The following is an 18,790-nucleotide window of genomic DNA, read 5'->3' as shown; positions in this document are numbered from 1 at the left end:
TTCAACTGTTTTTCTCTGGGGTGTGTGCGGGTGGCAATTTTACTCCATCTCCCCGCAGCCTTTGTTCCACTCTAGTAAACCACTCGGACCCCGGCTTCATTCCCAGCGGGACGGCGCGCCATTGAATTTAAACCCCCAGTTAATAGACATAGACAGAGCGGTTCATTAACTTACTTCGGGATTCCCCAACACCAGAAAGTTTTACATGGACATCCGCGAACTTATTGACCACTCCCCCATGAGCGCACTCCAATGGTTCATCATTGCCATCGCGCTCTACCTCAATGCCCTCGACGGCTACGACATGGTGGCGATGGCCTTCGGCGCAGGGTCTGTCGCGCAGGACTTTGCGCTGTCTGATTCCGCGCTGGGCTGGCTTCTCTCCTTTGCACTCATCGGCATCGGCCTGGGCTCCCTGTTTCTCGCTCCGCTTGCTGACCGCCTTGGCCGCACCAAGCTCATCACCGTCTCCCTCATCATTGATCTCGCAGGTCTCGTCCTCACCGCTCTCGCACCTACCTTTGGCCTGCTCATCCTCTTCCGCCTCATCACCGGTATTGGCGTCGGCGGCGTACTCGTTTGCGTGACCGTGTTGGTCAGCGAATACTCCAACAATCGATTCCGCGGCCTCGCCGTCGCCATCTACGCCTCCGGATACGGCCTCGGCGCCTCTTTCTGCGGCGTTATCGCCTCCTCCTTCGACACCTGGCAACCCATCTTCTGGGTCGGTGCAGCGCTCACTGTCCTTGCGCTGGTTCTCACCATCGCTGCGGTTCCGGAATCCGCGGATTTCCTCGCCGCTCGCGGCCGCATGGACAAGGTGCGTAGCATCGCCGCTGCCCTCGGCCTTCGGGGCGACGTCAGCGTGCGCCCGCACGCTGAGCACACGACTTCCTACAAGGAGCTGGTGTCGCCGCAGTTCCTCCGCACGTCCATCAAGCTGTGGCTGGCGTTTAGTCTTATCATGTTTGCGTTCAATTTCACCTCGCAGTGGACCCCGAAGCTGCTCACGGCTGAAGGGCTCACCGCACAGCAGGGCATCCTGGGCGGCATCATGCTCTCCTTCGGCGGTGCCATCGGCGCCGTTATCTATGGCCTTTTCACCACGCGCATCGACGCCCGTCCCCTCCTCATCGCATTCTGCGTCGTCTCCTCCGGTGTACTCGTAGGATTCATTTATTCCTCTTCCGCTCCTTCCCTCATGTTTGCCCTCGGCGTGGGCGTAGGCCTGACCCTCAATGCCTGCATTTCCGGCCTCTACACTGTCGCCCCGGAGGCTTATCCTTCGGCGCTGCGCACCACTGGAACCGGTGCTGCCATCGGCATCGCCCGTGTGGGCGCTACCCTCGCACCCATCCTGGCCGGCTACCTGCTCGAAAGCGGCTGGACCCCAACCGGGCTGTACACCTTGGCCGGCGTCACAGCGCTCCTCGCGGCAGTCTCGCTCATCGGCGTGCGCGCCTACACGGGCTCCGCTACAGCAACTGCACCCCAGCCTGTCGCTGCCTAGACTGGGAGGTAGATTCCGTACCCACCTCATAGGAGCAGCACCATGTTTGACCTTCAGGATCAGGTAGCCATCGTCACCGGCGGCGCGGCCGGCATTGGCCGGGGGATTGTCAGCGCGCTGCGTGAGGCGGGCGCCACCGTTGTCATCGCGGACCTCAACCTCGAGGCCGCACAGAAAACTGCTGAGGACTTGGGTGCGGACGCCCTGCTTGCCGACGTCACCTCGCGCGACTCCATCCGCGCCCTCTACCGGGACGTCGTCAAGCGCTATGGCCGCATCGACATCGTCTGTTCTAACGCCGGTGTCTTCCCCAACTGCCCGCTCGAGGATATGACGGATGAACAGTGGGATGCCATGTTCGCCATCAACACGCACGGCACCTTCACCGTGGTACAGGAGGCGCTGCCGTACATGAAGAAGGCCGGATACGGGCGCATCGTCATCACGACCTCCATTACCGGCTCCCACACCGGCTACCCTGGCTGGGCTCACTACGGCGCCTCAAAGGCCGCGCAGCAAGGCTTTATGCGCTCGGCCGCCCTCGAGGTGGCCCGCGATGGCATCACCATCAACGGCGTGCTACCCGGCAATATCCTCACCGAAGGCCTTGAGGACCAAGGCCAGGACTACCTCGACCAGATGTCGCGCTCGGTCCCCATGCACCGTCTGGGCTCCCCGCGCGACATCGGTAACGCCGCGGCCTTCCTCGCCTCCCGCGAGGCCGGCTACATCACTGGTCAAACGCTCATCATCGACGGCGGCCAAATCCTCCCCGAATCTCCCGAGGCTATCCTGCCGCCCTACGAGGACTAAGCCTCCCTGCACGACGAAGCCCCGCCCCCGGAATCCTCCGGAAGGCGGGGCTTAGCGCTGGGGATTAGGCGTTGAGCTTGCGGTAATCAAAGACGGTGTCGATAAGACCGTACTCCACTGCCTCCTGGGCGGTGAGGATCTTGTCACGGTCGGTATCGAGGCGGACCTGCTCTGCGGTCTTACCGGTGTGCTCAGCCAAGGTCTGCTCCATAAGACGGCGCATACGCTCGATCTCGTTAGCCTCGATCTCAAGGTCCGAGACCTGGCCTTGGGTGCCCTGCGTGCGCGGCTGGTGAATCAGCACGCGAGAGTTCGGAAGGGCAGCACGCTTGCCCGGAGCACCAGCGGCCAGCAACACTGCCGCAGCCGAGGCCGCCTGGCCCAGGCACACGGTCTGCACGTCCGGGCGAACGTAGCGCATGGTGTCATAGATGGCCATGAGGGCGGTGAAAGAACCACCCGGGGAATTGATGTACATCGTGATGTCGCGGTCCGGGTCCTGAGACTCCAGAACCAGCAGCTGCGCCATGATGTCGTTGGCGGAGGTGTCATCAACCTGGGTGCCCAGGAAGATGATGCGCTCCTCAAACAACTTGGAGTACGGGTTGGTGGTCTTGGATCCCTGCGCGTTCTGCTCAATAAACTCCGGCAGAACGTAGCGGGAAGAAGGCATCTGAAGGTTAGACATTGTAATAAGGCTCCTTGTTCCCTAGTTGCTGATAGGACCGTTGACGGACTCGATGACGTGGTCGACGATTCCATACTCCTTGGCCTGCTGGGCGGTGAACCAGCGGTCACGGTCAGAGTCCTTGGTGATCTGCTCGAAGGTCTGGCCGGTGTGCTCAGCGATGAGCTCAGCCATCTCACGCTTGGTCTGCGCGAACTGCTCAGCCTGGATGGCGATGTCAGCTGCGGTACCACCGACACCAGCGGAAGGCTGGTGCATCATGATGCGCGCGTGCGGCAGAGCGTAGCGCTTGCCCTTGGTGCCGCCGGAGAGAAGGAACTGACCCATGGAGGCAGCCAGGCCCATGCCATACGTAGCCACATCGCACGGCGAGTACTTCATCGTGTCGTAGATGGCCATGCCCGCAGTGACAGAGCCACCCGGCGAATTGATATAAAGCGAAATGTCGCGAGTGGGGTCCTCGGCAGACAGCAGGAGGATCTGGGCGCAAAGCTTGTTCGCAATCTCATCATCGACCTGGGTTCCCAGGAAGATAATGCGCTCGCGCAACAGCCGCTCGTACACGCTATCGCTCAGATTCATACCCGTAGACGACGAGTTCATTGAAATCTTCTCAGACATTAGTGGTTCTCCTTCAAGTGAAGAATGCTTTAACTGGCCCCACCTTACCGGCATTCCTCTCAAACTTGGCCTCTGTTCGCTATGAGCGTTGGGGCACAGCGCCAAAGGCACATACGGAAGCTGGGTTAACATTTACTCATGTCTGTTTCTGAGCTGTCCACCAGTACCCAGAACTATTTGAAAGCTATCTGGGGGCTAAAGGAATGGTCATCCGAGCCCGTTACCGCCACACTTATAGCGAAACAGCTGGGACTCAAGCTCTCCTCGGTTTCCGATGCAGTGCGCAAAATGGCGAAGCAAGGGCTCGTGTCACACACGCCCTATGGCTCTGTGGAGTTAACCGAACTTGGCAGGCAGTACGCATTGGTCATGGTGCGCCGTCACCGATTGCTTGAGTCTTTTTTGGTTCAAGCATTGGGCTACACCTGGGACGAAGTCCATGATGAAGCCGAAAATCTCGAACACGCGGTGTCTGACATGCTCATAGAACGTGTGGATAAGTTCCTTGATTACCCCACTAGGGATCCGCACGGCGATCCTATCCCTACGGTTGACGGACAGATCACAATCCCCAGTGCGCATCGCCTCACCGACAGCGGTGCACAATCGCAGGTGACCGTGGAACGCATTTCTGATTCCGACCCACAACTGCTGAAGTTCCTTGAAGAGCGCGGCATTGTCACTGGGGCTGTTCTTAGCACGCGCGAGGGAGCGCCCTTTTCAGATTCTCTCGAAATACAGGTGGCCGGCAGCACTCAGTGGGTAGTACTTGGACGCCCAGCTACCGACGCAGTGTTTGTAGCACACCACAACCTTTAGACCTTCCCCTTTGCATTAATCCTGCTCTCACCTGCCCTTTTCAAAACTACGTTAGACCGTAGTTGCAACTACGGCATTGCGTAGTTAGTCTTTTCGAATATCACCTATCCCACTTATGGCTAAGGCCAGGATGAGCAGGATTGCCATGTCAGACTCACCAGATTTGGTGTACTTTTCCAGCGTTTCAGAAAACACGAAAAGATTCGTCGAACGCTTAGATAGACCCGCGGTGCGCATTCCACTGCGCCCCAAGAAAACCGGGATGATCCAGGTATCACACCCGTACGTACTCATCGTTCCCACCTACGGCGGCGGCTCGCTCAAACGCGCAGTCCCCAAACAGGTCATCGACTTCCTCAATGACCCAATCAACCGCTCCTTTATCCGGGGCGTTATTACCTCAGGGAATACCAACTTCGGAAGTGCTTACTGCGTCGCCGGACGCATCATTTCCGCCAAGTGCCACGTACCGGAGCTGTATCACTTCGAGCTTCTCGGCACCCAGAGAGACATTGCCGCCGTAAAGCAGGGCCTTCAAAAGTTTTGGGAGCAGCAAAAGCAGCTAACGATGACACCCCATTAATCCCCCACAAGATGAAGAACACATCCGCATCACACAGATTGGAAAACACAATGTGGCCTCTCGATGCCACCCCCACACAGACTAATGGCGCTACGCCCCGCACCGCTTCAGCAGACAATGCCGGCGGTGTCGGCAAGCGCAAGAGCTACCACGCACTCAACGCGCAGCTGAACTTGTTCGACGCTTCTGGAAAAATCCAGTTTGACAAGGACATTCAGGCAGCACAAGACTATGTCACGCACCATGTCGCTCCCCGCATGCATCAGTTCGATTCCACCAAGCAACGCTTGGAATGGTTGGTTGATAATGAGTACTACGAGCGGGATTTCCTTGAGCCTTATGATGACGCCTTTCTGTGCGCCATGTATGACAGAGCTCATCGAGCTAAGCACCAGTTCCGCACCTTCCTCGGCGCATTTAAGTTCTTCACTTCATATGCACTGAAAACCTTTGATGGCTCCCGATTCCTAGAAGGCTACGAAGAACGCGTCGCCACCACAGCTTTATACCTTGCACAGGGCGACGAAGAGCTCGCAGAAAAGCTGGTGGATGACATCATGACCGGACGCTTCCAGCCCGCCACCCCTACTTTTCTCAACGCAGGCAAAGCCCAGCGCGGCGAAATGGTCTCCTGCTTCCTCCTGCGAATCGAAGACAATTTGGAGAGCATTGGCCGCTGCGTGAACTCTGCACTGCAACTATCAAAGCGCGGTGGTGGAGTGGCCCTGTTGCTGAGCAATCTGCGCGAATCCGGAGCCCCGATCAAAAAGATTGAGAACCAGGCTTCCGGCGTAGTCCCAGTCATGAAGATTCTCGAAGATAGCTTCAGCTATGCCAACCAATTGGGCGCCCGGCAGGGCGCTGGAGCCGTCTACCTGCATGCGCACCATCCAGATGTTCTTCGCTTCCTGGATACTAAGCGGGAAAATGCCGATGAGAAAGTCCGCATCAAGACTCTTTCGCTGGGGGTTGTTATTCCAGATATAACCTTCCGGCTGGCCAAAGAAAACAAGGATATGCATCTTTTTAGCCCGTATGACATCGCTCGCGAGTACGGCGTAGCCATGTCTGACATGTCCATCACCGAGTACTACGACGAGCTGGTTGCCAATCCGCGAATCTCTCACACGACCATTAAGGCCCGCGAGTTTTTTACCACGCTGGCTGAGCTTCAGTTTGAATCCGGATACCCCTACATCCTCTTTGAAGATACGGTCAACCGCGCTAATCCCCTCAAAGGACATATCAATATGTCCAACCTGTGTAGCGAAATCCTCCAGGTCAACACGCCATCGACCTACGGAGCTTCGGGTGACTACACCACCGTTGGCCAGGATATTTCCTGCAATCTAGGTTCGCTTAACATTGCGAAGGCTTTTGAATCGCCGGACTTCGGGGAGACCGTCGAAACCGCAGTGCGTGCCCTCACGAAGGTGTCAGACCTGACGAATATCGAAGCTGTTCCCTCCATCGCTCACGGAAATGCTTCCATGCATGCCATTGGTCTGGGCCAAATGAATCTCCACGGCTTTCTTGCTTCACAGCGTATTCCTTATGGCTGCGCCGAGGCACTGGACTTTACAAATATCTATTTCCTCACGGTGACCTACCATGCGCTCCGCGCATCCCATGCACTCGCGGTTGAAAAAGGTCAACGATTCACAGGCTTTGAAGAATCCACCTATGCCACTGGCGCCTACTTTGACAAATACATCGACCAAGACTGGGCGCCAGCCACTGAACACGTAAAACAGCTCTTCCATGAAGCAGGCGTGCAGATTCCTCAACGCGAGGATTGGCTACGGCTCAAGAATCAAGTGATGCGCGACGGCATCTACAACGCCTACTTGCAGGCAGTTCCACCCACTGGATCAATTTCCTACATCAATGACTCCACCGCGTCCATCCACCCAATTGCCTCCAAAATTGAAATACGCAAGGAGGGCCGCTTGGGGCGCGTGTACTACCCCGCGCCGGAAATGACCAACGACAACCTGGAGTATTTCGATGACTCCTACGCCGTGGGATACGAAAAAATCATCGACACCTACGCCATGGCCACCCAACACGTGGACCAAGGGCTTTCCCTGACCTTGTTCTTTACCGCTGATACCACCACGCGGGACATCAACAAGGCACAAATCTATGCCTGGAAAGCCGGAATCAAGACCCTCTACTACATCCGTTTACGCCAATCCGCGCTCGAAGGAACCGAGGTCGAAGGCTGCGTCTCCTGTGCTTTGTAGGAGCACGGTCCTCCCCCTTGTCCACAACCATTCACTCAGAAAGAAAGAAGCTATGTCTTCAACATCGAATAGTGCTGAACTAACTAGCATTTCAGTTACTCCGCCGAGCTACCGGCATGATCCTTCAGCCCGCATCCGCGCCATCAATTGGAACCGCGTGAGCGATGACAAGGATCTTGAAGTGTGGAACCGTCTCACCGCCAACTTTTGGTTGCCAGAGAAGGTCCCGCTTTCTAATGATCTCCCGGCGTGGCAGAAGATGACACCCGAGGAACGCAACCTCACCATGCGGGTGTTCACGGGACTCACCACCCTGGATACTGTCCAGGCCACCGTGGGTGAAATCTGTCAGATTCAAGATGCCCGCACCGAACACGAGGAGGCCGTGTATACCAATATCGCCTTCATGCAGTCAGTCCATGCCCGTTCATACTCTTCAGTGTTTTCTACCCTGAGCAGTACAAAGGAAATTGATGAAGCATACCGCTGGGCGGTGAATAACGACCTTCTCCAGGCACGCGCCAAGAAAGTTCTCGCGCACTATTTTGGGCCGGATCCACTCAAACGCAAGGTGTCATCGACGCTGCTTTCCTCGCTGCTTCTCTACGCGGGTTTCTATCTTCCCTTGCACTTTTCTGTCCACGCCACCCTGACAAATACGGCAGACATGATTCGCCTCATTCTGCGTGACAAGGCAGTGCACGGCTACTACTCGGGTTACAAATATCAGCGCGGTCTGGAATCCACGACCCCGCTACGGCAGAAGGAGATGCATGATTTCACCATTTCTTTGCTCGAAGAGCTTTATGCACTAGAGCTGGACTATTCCGGCGAGCTATATGAGCCTTTGGGACTCATGGATGATGTAGCCGTGTTCGTTCGCTATAACGCCAATAAGGCACTCATGAATTTGGGCTACCCGGATTATTTCCCGCCCGAAGAAACGGAAGTGAACCCAGAAATCCTCGCGGCCCTAGCCCCCGGAGCAGATGAGAACCATGACTTCTTCTCCGGATCTGGTTCCTCCTATGTCATTGGTACTGCTGAAGAAACGAGTGATGATGACTGGGATTTCTAAACCTTTTCCGCGACCAGACCAAGGAAGCTGGCTTGAGACCATCGCGCTTTTTGAAGCCATCCGCGAAGGAAACCAACCCGCAGCCATGCGGCTGTTGAATACATCCGCCGCACGAGAGGCCGTCCTCGGGGGGCTTCTAGGACTCATCGAACTGTACTTCCGCCATGAAGAAGGAGACAAAGTAGATGGCTTCCTCACCGCCGCCCACGCTGCCGGCCCACCACCGGCCTTTGGCTGCAAGCCTTTTCTCCCTTGACCACGTCTCCCTACACCCAACTAAGAAAGAAGGTTTACCATGACCACCCCACGTATCAGCGTTATCGTCGGCAGCCTGCGCCGAGAGTCATTTGCACGCAAGATTGCACACGAGGTGCTCACGATGATCCCTGAAGGCTACGAGGCAAACATCGTGGAAATCCGTGACTTGCCGCTCTATGACTTCGACTACGATGACCCCGCCGTCACGGACAAGCCCACTCCGGCTGAGTACACCACCTTTCGCGAGACCATCAAGAACTCGAGCGGGATCCTCTTCATTACGCCAGAGAACAACCGCACTATCCCTGCCTGTCTCAAAAACGCAGTGGACATCGGCTCTAAGCCCAACTCAGATGTGGCGTGGAAGAACCTTCCCGCAGGTATCATTAGCCACTCTGTAGGCCGCATGGGCGGCTACAGTTCACAGAAGAACCTTCGCCTCGCCCTGTCCTACTTCGATATGCCGCTCCCTGGTCAGCCCGAAGTATTTCTGGGCCAATCCCCCACCCTTTTCGAAGAGTCCGGACATCTCAATCAACGTACCGCAGACTTTGTCAAGGATTACGTTATGCGCTTCCTGCAGTTGACCGACGAGGCCTTTAGAGCCAAGAACGGCTAGCGGTATCCCCAGCCAACACACATCACGCCCTCTACGAAGTACTCAAAGACTCCTAGAGGGCGTTCACAATGACACAAACCCCGGATTCAGGCTCATCCTTGAGTTACCTGAATCCGGGGTTTCATGCGCGCTCGCCACCACACATGTGGCAGCAGCGCGTTACAAGCGGGAGATTACTTCTCCTCGGAAGCTTCTGCAGCGTCCTCTTCTTCGATTTCACCGAAGTACTGGTCAACGTCAACCTTGTTGCCCTCTTCATCGGTGACCTCGGCACGGCAGATGGCCATAGCCAGGGCCTTGCCGCGGCGAACGTCAGAGAACAGGTTGCCCAGCTGGTTGCTGGACTGCAGCTGCTGGATGAACTGGTTCGGGTCCATGCCGTAGGACTGGGCGGTGAACAGGATGTGGTCGGTCAGCTCCTGCTGGGACACCTCCGGCTCCTCAACCTCAGCCAGGGAGTCGAGGAAGAGCTGAGTACGCACGGACTCTTCAGCGGACTTGCGGGCCTCAGCGTCAAACTCCTCACGGGTGGTGCCCTGTGCCTCGAGCAGCTGTGCCAGAGCCTTCTCGTCGTGCGCCATCTGGCCCATGACCTGGTGCAGCTGGGCGTGGACCTGCTCATCAACGATAGAGCTCGGCAGCTCGAAGGACACCTCGTCGAGAGCGGCCTTCAGAACCTCATCGCGGATGTTGGCAGCCTGCTCGGACTTCTTGGTCTCCTCGACGCGAGTCTTGGTGTTCTCACGCAGCTCGTCCATGGTGTCGAACTCGGACGCCATCTGAGCGAACTCGTCATCGAGCTCCGGCAGCTTGCGCTCCTTGGTCTGCTGGACGTGGACCTTGACGGTGGCCTCGTCGCCCTCGTGCTCACCGGACTGGATGGTGGTGGTGAACTCGTTGTCCTCATCGGTCTTCATGCCGCGCAGAGCGGTGTCGAGGCCCTTGATGAGGTTGTCATCACCGATGCGGTAGGTCATGCCCTCGTGGGATGCTTCCTCCAGCTTGGTGCCGTCAACCTCGGTGGTGATGTCGATGACAGCGAAGTCACCGGTCTTCATCTTGCGCTTGGTGTCCTTGAGCTCACCGAAGCGCTCAGCAAGATCCTCGAGCGCCTTGTCGACGTCCTCATCGGAGATCTCGAGGGCCGGAACCTTTACAGCAATCTTGGAGAAGTCCGGAACCTCAAACTCCGGACGAACGTCTACCTCAGCGGTGAACTCGACGAAGTCGTTGTCCTCCAGCTTGGCGATGTCAATTTCCGGCTGACCGATAACCTTGAGGTCATTTTCCTCAACGGCCTGCTCGTAGCGGGAGGGCAGCATGTCGTTGACAACCTGCTCGAGGATGGGGCCGCGGCCGAAGCGGGCGTCGATAAGCTGGCGCGGCGCCTTGCCCTTACGGAAACCAGGGATGGAAACCTGCTGCGCGATCGCCGCGTAGGCCTGTGCAATTTCCTTGTCCAGCTCAGCGAACGGAACGTTGACGGTGAGCTTGACGCGGGTATCGCTCAGCTTGTCTACGGTGGTCTTCACGAGAAACTCTCCTGATTGTGAATCGTCTAAAAATGTAATTAAGGGGCCTGGATGTATGTCCAGGCCCCCATACGTCGGGGCGACAGGATTTGAACCTGCGACCCCCTGCTCCCAAAGCAGGTGCGCTACCAAGCTGCGCCACGCCCCGTATGGAAAGCCTCTGCGTCCGAAAGTTCCGCACGCAGCTGCGCTTCATACTGGGGCTAGTGTACCGATAGGCGCTTTACTATCCCAACACCGGCCCCAATTTAACTGCATTCCACCAGTTCAGAGGGCACTTTCATGTTAGAAGTCGAAGTCGAAATCAAACATGCCACCATCTCCCCCATCGCCGCCAAAGAGGCCATCAAAGAGACCACCGTCGTCGCCGCCGGCATCCCCCATGTCGCCGCCGGCATCGGCCATGTCGCCGCCAACATCCCCCATGTCGCCGCCAGCATCCCCCATGTCGCCACCCCAGTCGCCACTTTCGGCCGCCGCTGCGGAGTAACCCACGCCGGCCATGCCGGCGAACATGGCGTTGAACATCATGGAGTAGCCCACCATCCACACGCCGGTGGTCAGCGCGTCAGCCCACCACGGGCGCGAGTACCAGCCGGCCGGAACCGGGCGTCCCGCTACGACACCGCCTGGGTAGTAGTTCGGAGTCTGCGCCGATGCGCTTGGCGACGCCGTCAGCGTCTCCCCATTTGCCTCCACCGTCCGAGTCTCCGTCACCTTGCCTGCCTGGCGCTGGCCTTCCAGCGGTGGCAGCTCGGGGCCCGGATCCATGCCCATGATTTCGCGCGCGGCCGCCACATAGTACAGGCCTTCCAGCGCGGATTCGCGTGCCAGATGCGCCTGTTTTGCGGTAGTGGCCTGAGAAATCGCGGAGTTTGCGGCAGTAAAGCGCTCCGATGCATCCGCCATAGCTTGCTGAGAAGCGGTATCCGTTCCGCTTACGTTCATCACCTGGCCGCCGAGGCGCTCAGTCCAGCGGCGCGCATCGGCTATCGCGTCCTCAAAGCGCTGGGATTCTCGCAGCTCCTGCTGTTTCTTTCCGTTTCGCGAGGACAGGAACCAGGCACCGCCACCGACGACGATGATGAGGAGCAACAAGGGGCTCACGTGTGCATCACTTCCATCACAAAATAGAGTTGTAGTCTCACCCACGTTAACGTCTCAGCCCCAGCTCTAGTTCCCGTTTTCGCATACTGGCGGGTGTGCGCTAAAGTAGACCGCACGCCGATTCATGCGCCTAGCGCGCAGAGGTTTCGGGGTTGTGGGAATGTCGTATAGTGGCTAATACCTCAGCCTTCCAAGCTGAAGACGCGGGTTCGATTCCCGTCATTCCCTCCAAGTGTCATTCCCTCCAAGAAAAAGCCGCACCGATCACCTAGTCTAGGTAGCCGGTGCGGCTTTAATCGATTTCATTCGCATGCGACTGGTCGCCCGTCTGGATGACCGCGTGGTGTGAATTTACTCCATCCGGTGTGTCAATGGAGGTGGTGCTAAAACGAAGAAACTCCCCAACGCTTCTCAAAAAAGGGAGCCGAAGCTACGCTTCTAGTTCTTGCCCCCTTTACGGCGTTGAAAGAAAAAGAACACGATTCCTACTATTACCAATAGAATAATTAGTGGCAATAGCTCAATTATGCCGAAGCTCATTTTCCCTCCTATGGTTTCATCTCAATACACGCCCAGGGAGAAGTTTCCCCGTTTATGGTGTACCTACCACAAACATCCGTGTTCGCCTTAAAGGTGTCATTGTTCAAATCGAACGAAATATAGTGGCCCGGAATATTAAACTGTGGGGGAATGGTGCAGTTTGGCGAGTTTCCATGACGTTCTTGGTGATGCCCTTGCGCATCCGTCCACTGAATGTCAAAAGAACCATTGCAGACGTTCGGGGGCCAAGGAGATTTTGGATCAAAATAGCCACGCCACCCTACCTGCGCGTAATTTGCATGTAAGCCGGTTCCGTTGACGTAGATAAATGCCCGGGAACCCACAATGCCCCCAGGGCCCGGCGTCTCCCCTAACGCGCTGTAATTTCCAAAACTGTCACCGGAAGGCACTTCCGCATACCGTCCATCAGTGCCGCTTTGCTCCCCCTTTGGGACATAACGATAGCTTTCGGGAGTTACGGAAGCTACATCACCCGCTGACGCCAAGGCAGGAAATTCGGCAGCACAGATAGCACTTACAGAAAAAGTCACCGCCGACAAAAGTGCGACCGTTAACGCTTTAGACCTCAAGATAGTTCTCTCCTTATCGTCGAACGCATCAAGCAACGTTTACTTGATACTAATTTGCAATAGTAGCCGGGCGATCTAGCTCTCACTGCAAAACATTAAAAAATATTGATGCGCACCCCTATATAGGTGGTGCGCATCACAAAGCCCACCACCCTTCCAGTATCTATCGGGTCCCGTCCTGCGAATTAGACACACTTTTGCCTATTACCTCTGATTCTCTACTTCTGCACGGATGACCAAGCCCTGCGTAGAGTGGGCCGCATGACTGTACCCAATATCGAACTCAACGACGGCAACGCTATCCCCCAGCTCGGCTACGGTGTCTTCAAGGTTGACCCCGAGAAGACCGAAGAGCTGGTTGCGGAGGCACTGAAGGTGGGCTACCGGCACATCGATACCGCCGCCATCTACGGCAACGAGGAAGGTGTAGGCCGCGCGATTGCCAACTCCGGCATCCCGCGCGAGGAGCTGTTCATCACCACGAAGCTATGGAATGACCGCCAGACCGATGCGGCAGCAGCCCTCGACGAATCTCTAGAGAAGCTCGGCCTCGACTACGTGGATCTCTACCTCATCCACTGGCCGTGCCCAGAAAATGACACCTACGTGGAGGCGTGGAAGCAGCTCATCGAGTTGAAGAAGGCTGGCAAGACTAAGTCCATTGGTGTTTCCAACTTCGAACTTGAGCACCTAGAAAAGCTGGAAACCCAAACAGATGAAACCCCCGTGGTTAACCAGGTGGAGCTGCACCCCTACCTGCAGCGTTGGCGCGAGCTCGACGCCTTCCGCGCTCACAAGGTGAAGATCGAGGCGTGGGGCCCGCTGGGCCAGGGCAAGACCGACCTATTTGAGCTGCCGGAAATCACCGATCCCGCCGAGAAGTACGGCGTCTCCCCCGCTCAGGTGATTATCCGCTGGCACCTGCAAAATGACGTCATCGTGTTCCCGAAGTCCGAAAACCCGGATCGCATTGCGCAAAACTTCGACGTTTTCGGCTTCGAGCTTGATGAATCCGAGATGGCTGCCATCACCGATCTCGACCTCGGGGAAGAGGGCCGCGGCGGCAGCCACCCCAAGGAAATGAACTACTAAGCCTCCGGCAGCTCCGGCGGAATGTTGGTGCGCTCGTACTCGGCAAGAATGTCGATGCGGCGCTGGTGGCGCTCGGCGCGGGACCACTCCTGATCCAGGAAGGCATCCACAATCGCCAGCGCCTCCTCCTCGGAGTGCATGCGGCCACCAATGCCGATGAGCTGAGCATTATTGTGCTCGCGGGCTAGACGGGCGGTCTCGGGGGACCAGGCCAGGGCACAGCGCGCGCCCTTCACCTTGTTCGCGGCGATCTGCTCGCCGTTTCCGGAGCCGCCGAGCACGATGCCGAGAGATCCCGGATCGTTGACGGTCCGCAGGGCGGCCTCGATGCAGAATGCCGGGTAGTCATCCTCGGCGTCATACTCGTGGGCTCCGCAGTCAATGACGTCGTGGCCCTGCTTCTTCAGGTGTTCGGCAATGACGTTCTTCGTCTCGAACCCTGCGTGGTCTGCTCCTAAATAAACGCGCATGGCCCACATCCTACCGGTCGGCGAACACACCCGCCGACCCGTTTTAGCAATAACTCAAAATTGATATGGTGGGGCACGTCTACTCCCAAGGAAGGACCCCACTATGTCCATGAACACTCGTGTTTGTGTCCTTTACGTCGGCGCAATCCTTGTCGGCGCCGGTTTGTTCGCCGCAGGTTTCTTCACGGAACGCGGCTTCCTCCGGGCCCTGGTCATGGCGGTCGTGATGACCGTGGCTCACCTCGGGGTGGGCGCTTGGTGGATAGCCCAGAAGCCACACCGTGCGGCTGGGATCACCGCCGGTGTGCTTGCACTCCTCGCAGGCGCTTCATGGGCTACGTGGGTAGCCGCCGAGTGGGAGGAATACCAGGCGCAGAGCTATCTGCCCATCATTAACATCGCGGGACTTCCTGCTTTCGTGCTCACCCCCATCGTCCTCGGCTGCGTCATCGCGGCGGCAATGCGCAACCGCACACGTTAAACCTGCGGAGCTTCGGTGCGGGAGCGCTTGAGCTCGAAGAAGTACGGGAACTGGGCGAGGCGCACGGAGGCGTCGAAAAGCTCGCCGGCTTCCTCGCCGGTGGGAACACGGGTGATGACTGGGCCGAAGAAAGCGGTGTCACCGAACTTCACCACTGGGGTACCCACTTCATCGCCGACCTCGGAGATACCACGGTTGTGGAACTCGCTAAGCTTCTCATCCATCTCTTCTGTGTTGGCCACGGAGGCGAAGGCGGCGGGGAGGGAGGCGTCGGAAAGCGCCTGCTCAATGATGGAGTCGTAGGCACCGTAACCCTTCTTGCCACCCTGGCCTTCGGTGTGGATACGGGTGCCCATCGCGGTGTAGAAGGCATCGATCTTCTCTGGGGCTTCCATGGCAATCTTGGCCGCCACGCGCGCCGGGCCCCAGTTCGCCTCCATCATCTTCATGTACTCCGGATCGAGGTCACGGCCCTTGTTGAGCACAGACAAGGACATCGGCTCGAAGGTCACCTCAATATCGCGAACTTTCTCCACTTCCTTAATCCAACGCGAGGTCAGCCACGCGAAGGGACAGGAGCAGTCGAACCAGAACGTTACGGATTGAGCCACAATAATTCTCCTTTGCTTGTGCGGTCTGTGGCACCCCACTCTAGGCGCGTGACTACGCTGGTGCAGAGACTTAACCATCGACAAAGGGGAGTAACCTTCATGACCTCGATTAACCTCACCCGCGAGGAAGCCCAGCAGCGCTCGGCCATGCTGGAGGTAAGCCACTACGACGTCGCACTCGACCTCACCGGGGAAGAGTTTTTCACCTCCACGACCGTGGTGAAGTTCCGAGTGAAGGAAGCCGGCTCAACGTTCATTGACCTGCGCGGCGATGAGCTTCTCGAGGTCCGCCTCAATGGCGCTCCCCTGCCCACCAACGCTTATGACCCGACCTACGGTGTCCCGCTATCGGGCTTGCAGGTCGCGGACTATGAGCTCAAGGTCGTGGCGAAAATTCGCTACTCCCGCACCGGCGAGGGCCTGCACCGCTTCGTCGACCCGGTAGACGGTGAGACTTACCTTTACACCCAGTTTGAAACTGCCGATGCCAAGCGCGTCTTTGCCTGCTTTGACCAGCCGGATCTGAAGGCCACCTACTCATTGTCCTTCGACGTCCCGGAGCACTGGACGGTGATCACCAACTCCCCCATCACGCGTGAGGGCAACACCGTGCGCGCTACGGTGGACTACCCGCTTTCTACCTACCTGATTGCACTGTGCGCGGGCCCCTACGTCGGCGTGACGGACACGTGGACCGGCACGCTGGCGGAGCACCCAGAGGGTTCGCCTGCTACATCCGTGGAGGTGCCGCTGGGTATTTACTGCCGCCCGTCGCTGTTGGACTCCCTCGACGCCGAGCGCATCTTCACCGAAACCAAGCAGGGCTTTGATTTCTACCACCGCAACTTCGGATTTGCCTACCCCTTTGGCAAGTATGACCAAATTTTCGTGCCGGAGTTCAACGCGGGTGCGATGGAAAACGCCGGCTGCGTGACTATCCGCGATGAGTATGTGTTTACATCCAAGGCTTCGCACTACAAGTACGAGCGCCGCGCGGACACCATCCTCCACGAGCTGGCACACATGTGGTTCGGCGACCTGGTCACCATGCAGTGGTGGGATGACCTGTGGCTCAACGAGTCCTTCGCCACGTGGTCCGCGGCCATCTCCCAGGCCGAGGAAACCGAATACGACACCGCGTGGGTGACCTTTGCCAACGTAGAGAAAGCCTGGGCGTATCAGCAGGATCAGCTGCCCACCACGCACCCGATTTCCACGGATGCCTCCGATATTGAGACCGTGGAGCAGAACTTCGACGGCATCACTTACGCCAAGGGTGCGTCGGTACTTAAGCAGCTGCAGGCCTATGTGGGCCGCGAGAACTTCTTCGCCGGGGTTCGCCGCCACTTCCAGGAGCACCAGTGGTCGAATGCCACCTTTGAGGATTTGCTGCGCCACTTGGAGGAGGCCTCTGGGCGTGACCTGTCCTTCTGGGCGCAGCAGTGGCTCAAGACCTCAGGCGTGAACACGCTCAGCGTGGCGTTGGAGACGGATGAGTCCGGGACCATCACGCAGGCCCACCTCACCCAGTCAGGCGATACTCTGCGTACCCACCGCGTCGCTGTTGGCGTCTACGCTCTACAGGGTGAGAAGGTGGTGCGCACCGAGCGCATCGAGATGGATATCGATGGCGCCTCCACCGAGATTCCGGAGCTTGTGGGCCGCGCGCTTTGCGACGTCCCCTTCGTCCTTCCCAACGACGATGACCTAACCTACTGCCTCATCGATTTGGATGCGGGTTCTTTGCAGTTCTTGCTGGAGAATATCGAGAAGTTCGAGGACCCCATGGCCCGCACCTTGTGCTGGTCCACGGCATGGGAGATGACCCGTGCAGGTTCGATGCGCGCCCGCGATTTCGTCGCGCTCGTCGCGCGCGGTGCGGAGGCCGAGACCGAGCTCGCCGTGCTCGAGCGCATCCTCGCCCAGGCAGCAACGGCCCAGACCACCTACGCCGACCCGGAGTGGGCCAAGGAGGACACGCAGCTTGCTCGCGCTCTCCTGGCAGGCGCCCACACTGACGATGCGGAGCGTTCCATCGTCTTCACCCAGGCACTGGCGGGCATTGCGCTTGACGACGCCTCCCGCACCTTCTTCCAGGACCTCCTTCAGACCTCCACGGATGCGGGCCTGCGCTGGAAGGCGCTCACCGCACTGATTGCGGATGGCTCGCTTGCCAGCGCCACCGGCCCCGAGCACGCCGGCGCCGCCATGACAGCTGTAGCCGAGGAGCTTCAGCGCGATAACACCGCGACGGGCTACCAGGCTTCGCTCAAGGCGCTGGCAGCCGTGAACACCGAGGACAACAAGCGCGCGGTATGGGACGAAATCGTCGCTGGTGAGTTGGGTAACCGCGACTTGGAATCGAAACTAGCCGGCCTGACCTTTGTCGGCTCCGACGAGCTCCTGCCGAGTGCCGAATTCTTCGATGTAGCGGAGAAGATCTGGTCCGCACAGTCCAACGAGATTGCCCTGACCACGGTGACTGGGCTGTTCCCGCGCTGGGATGTCAGCCAGGAGACCCTCGACCGCGCCGATGAGTTCCTCTCCCGCGACCTACCGGGCGGCCTGCGCCGCGCCGTGATGGAGCAACGCGACCGCACCGCCCGCGCCCTGCGCAACCGCGCCGTCGACCGCGGCTAAGCATGTTCACCCCGCAACCAGGAACTTTCTTCCTCCGGTTGCGGGGTTGCGGGTGCTGTTTTAGTCTCTGTGTCCATGGGGGATATTGAGACCTACATCCACCTTCGCAATTCGGGGATTGCGCTGGTGGAAAACACACCTAGCTCACCCGACGAGCTCCGCGCGCTCGGCGCCGACGCGTCTGACGCCGCAGAACTAGCCCACCTGCACCGCACCTACTTCGGCCCCACCCGCTTTAGCGGCAAACAACGCAAAGCCCGCACCGCCGCACTAGCCCACAACCACGGGCTTGCCACCCTCACACTCATCGAGTCCTACACCGCCAAAGTCAAAAAAGACCTCGACGCCTGGAACCTCCGCATCAAACTCGCCGGCACACCCGCACACAAAATCCGCGACATCGCGGTCAAAAGACTCAAAGAACTACGCAACAAACGCGAAGCCAAACCCGGAGTCCGGTTCACCTACCGCTCCACCGGACCCAACTCCATG

General features: G+C 58.2%; 18 protein-coding genes, 2 tRNA genes and 1 pseudogene. 13 read left to right on the top strand and 8 right to left on the bottom strand.

Going from position 1 to position 18,790, the window contains the following annotated elements; genetic code table 11:
• The first annotated feature begins 205 nt into the window (after positions 1 to 205).
• Together HMPREF3149_RS11340 and fabG are read left to right on the top strand one after the other, a co-directional pair.
• Positions 206 to 1,510, top strand: a complete 1,305-nt coding sequence (locus tag HMPREF3149_RS11340; protein ID WP_070538242.1) for an MFS transporter — start codon at positions 206 to 208, stop codon at positions 1,508 to 1,510.
• A 42-nt stretch (positions 1,511 to 1,552) separates the two neighbouring features.
• Complete coding sequence (fabG, locus tag HMPREF3149_RS11335; protein WP_042531991.1) at positions 1,553 to 2,323, top strand: 3-oxoacyl-ACP reductase FabG; 771 nt, start codon at positions 1,553 to 1,555, stop codon at positions 2,321 to 2,323.
• A gap of 64 nt (positions 2,324 to 2,387) precedes the next feature.
• Here fabG and HMPREF3149_RS11330 read toward each other — a convergent pair whose 3' ends face one another.
• On the bottom strand, positions 2,388 to 3,011 hold the full coding sequence (locus HMPREF3149_RS11330; protein ID WP_042531993.1) for an ATP-dependent Clp protease proteolytic subunit: 624 nt from the start codon (positions 3,009 to 3,011) through the stop codon (positions 2,388 to 2,390).
• Between the two features lie 21 nt (positions 3,012 to 3,032).
• Positions 3,033 to 3,632, bottom strand: coding sequence for an ATP-dependent Clp protease proteolytic subunit (locus HMPREF3149_RS11325; RefSeq protein ID WP_042531994.1), 600 nt, complete (start codon positions 3,630 to 3,632; stop codon positions 3,033 to 3,035).
• A 138-nt stretch (positions 3,633 to 3,770) separates the two neighbouring features.
• Here HMPREF3149_RS11325 and HMPREF3149_RS11320 point away from each other — a divergent pair, with 138 nt between their 5' ends.
• From HMPREF3149_RS11320 to HMPREF3149_RS11300, 6 genes are all read left to right on the top strand, one after another.
• Complete coding sequence (locus tag HMPREF3149_RS11320; protein ID WP_042531996.1) at positions 3,771 to 4,451, top strand: metal-dependent transcriptional regulator; 681 nt, start codon at positions 3,771 to 3,773, stop codon at positions 4,449 to 4,451.
• A 115-nt stretch (positions 4,452 to 4,566) separates the two neighbouring features.
• Complete coding sequence (gene nrdI / locus HMPREF3149_RS11315; RefSeq protein WP_039676421.1) at positions 4,567 to 5,034, top strand: class Ib ribonucleoside-diphosphate reductase assembly flavoprotein NrdI; 468 nt, start codon at positions 4,567 to 4,569, stop codon at positions 5,032 to 5,034.
• Positions 5,035 to 5,084: 50 nt separating this feature from the next.
• The gene (gene nrdE / locus HMPREF3149_RS11310) at positions 5,085 to 7,280 is read left to right on the top strand and encodes a class 1b ribonucleoside-diphosphate reductase subunit alpha (protein WP_070538240.1); all 2,196 of its coding nucleotides are present in this window, start codon (positions 5,085 to 5,087) and stop codon (positions 7,278 to 7,280) included.
• A gap of 52 nt (positions 7,281 to 7,332) precedes the next feature.
• A complete protein-coding gene (gene nrdF / locus HMPREF3149_RS11305) occupies positions 7,333 to 8,358 on the top strand; it encodes a class 1b ribonucleoside-diphosphate reductase subunit beta (protein ID WP_023020918.1) in 1,026 nt (341 codons plus the stop codon).
• Positions 8,342 to 8,614, top strand: coding sequence for a hypothetical protein (locus HMPREF3149_RS13475; protein WP_034655492.1), 273 nt, complete (start codon positions 8,342 to 8,344; stop codon positions 8,612 to 8,614). The genes nrdF and HMPREF3149_RS13475 overlap by 17 nt, the downstream gene beginning before the upstream one ends.
• A gap of 39 nt (positions 8,615 to 8,653) precedes the next feature.
• Positions 8,654 to 9,235, top strand: a complete 582-nt coding sequence (locus HMPREF3149_RS11300) for an NADPH-dependent FMN reductase (RefSeq protein WP_005324045.1) — start codon at positions 8,654 to 8,656, stop codon at positions 9,233 to 9,235.
• Positions 9,236 to 9,408: 173 nt separating this feature from the next.
• On the opposite strand, the gene tig is transcribed toward HMPREF3149_RS11300, so the two are convergent.
• The 3 genes from tig to HMPREF3149_RS11285 form a co-directional block, all read right to left on the bottom strand.
• Complete coding sequence (gene tig / locus HMPREF3149_RS11295) at positions 9,409 to 10,767, bottom strand: trigger factor (RefSeq protein ID WP_070538238.1); 1,359 nt, start codon at positions 10,765 to 10,767, stop codon at positions 9,409 to 9,411.
• 74 nt (positions 10,768 to 10,841) lie between these two features.
• Positions 10,842 to 10,915 (bottom strand) — tRNA-Pro (locus HMPREF3149_RS11290).
• A 137-nt stretch (positions 10,916 to 11,052) separates the two neighbouring features.
• Positions 11,053 to 11,874, bottom strand: coding sequence for a hypothetical protein (locus HMPREF3149_RS11285; protein ID WP_070538236.1), 822 nt, complete (start codon positions 11,872 to 11,874; stop codon positions 11,053 to 11,055).
• Between the two features lie 156 nt (positions 11,875 to 12,030).
• Here HMPREF3149_RS11285 and HMPREF3149_RS11280 point away from each other — a divergent pair.
• Positions 12,031 to 12,105: transfer RNA gene (locus HMPREF3149_RS11280), tRNA-Gly, on the top strand.
• Positions 12,106 to 12,422: 317 nt separating this feature from the next.
• Here the strand turns inward: HMPREF3149_RS11280 and HMPREF3149_RS13470 are convergent.
• Positions 12,423 to 13,004, bottom strand: coding sequence for a hypothetical protein (locus tag HMPREF3149_RS13470; protein WP_141741524.1), 582 nt, complete (start codon positions 13,002 to 13,004; stop codon positions 12,423 to 12,425).
• 261 nt (positions 13,005 to 13,265) lie between these two features.
• On the opposite strand from HMPREF3149_RS13470, the gene HMPREF3149_RS11275 reads away from it, so the two are divergent.
• Positions 13,266 to 14,096 carry an aldo/keto reductase gene (locus tag HMPREF3149_RS11275; protein ID WP_042532004.1) on the top strand — a complete coding sequence of 277 codons (831 nt, stop codon included), beginning with the start codon at positions 13,266 to 13,268 and terminating at the stop codon, positions 14,094 to 14,096.
• Here the strand turns inward: HMPREF3149_RS11275 and HMPREF3149_RS11270 are convergent.
• Complete coding sequence (locus tag HMPREF3149_RS11270) at positions 14,093 to 14,566, bottom strand: ribose-5-phosphate isomerase (protein ID WP_010191143.1); 474 nt, start codon at positions 14,564 to 14,566, stop codon at positions 14,093 to 14,095. The two genes, HMPREF3149_RS11275 and HMPREF3149_RS11270, sit on opposite strands and share 4 nt — an antisense overlap.
• A 103-nt stretch (positions 14,567 to 14,669) precedes the next feature.
• On the opposite strand from HMPREF3149_RS11270, the gene HMPREF3149_RS11265 reads away from it, so the two are divergent.
• Positions 14,670 to 15,047: a hypothetical protein gene (locus tag HMPREF3149_RS11265; RefSeq protein WP_201773950.1), complete on the top strand. Its 378-nt coding sequence runs from the start codon at positions 14,670 to 14,672 to the stop codon at positions 15,045 to 15,047.
• Here HMPREF3149_RS11265 and HMPREF3149_RS11260 read toward each other — a convergent pair.
• Complete coding sequence (locus HMPREF3149_RS11260) at positions 15,044 to 15,658, bottom strand: mycothiol-dependent nitroreductase Rv2466c family protein (RefSeq protein WP_070538234.1); 615 nt, start codon at positions 15,656 to 15,658, stop codon at positions 15,044 to 15,046. The genes HMPREF3149_RS11265 and HMPREF3149_RS11260 overlap by 4 nt on opposite strands.
• 99 nt (positions 15,659 to 15,757) lie before the next feature.
• Between HMPREF3149_RS11260 and pepN the strand changes: the two genes are divergently transcribed.
• Entirely contained in the window at positions 15,758 to 18,298 is a 2,541-nt protein-coding gene (gene pepN, locus HMPREF3149_RS11255) for an aminopeptidase N (protein ID WP_070538231.1), read from the top strand.
• Between the two features lie 75 nt (positions 18,299 to 18,373).
• A pseudogene (locus tag HMPREF3149_RS11250) lies at positions 18,374 to 18,790 on the top strand (HNH endonuclease); the annotation flags it as partial.

The sequence above is a fragment of the Corynebacterium sp. HMSC05E07 genome (assembly GCF_001807225.1).
Taxonomy (GTDB): domain Bacteria; phylum Actinomycetota; class Actinomycetes; order Mycobacteriales; family Mycobacteriaceae; genus Corynebacterium; species Corynebacterium singulare.
The sequence above is the reverse complement of the archived record's forward strand: the minus strand, read 5'-3'. Positions and strand labels throughout refer to the sequence as shown.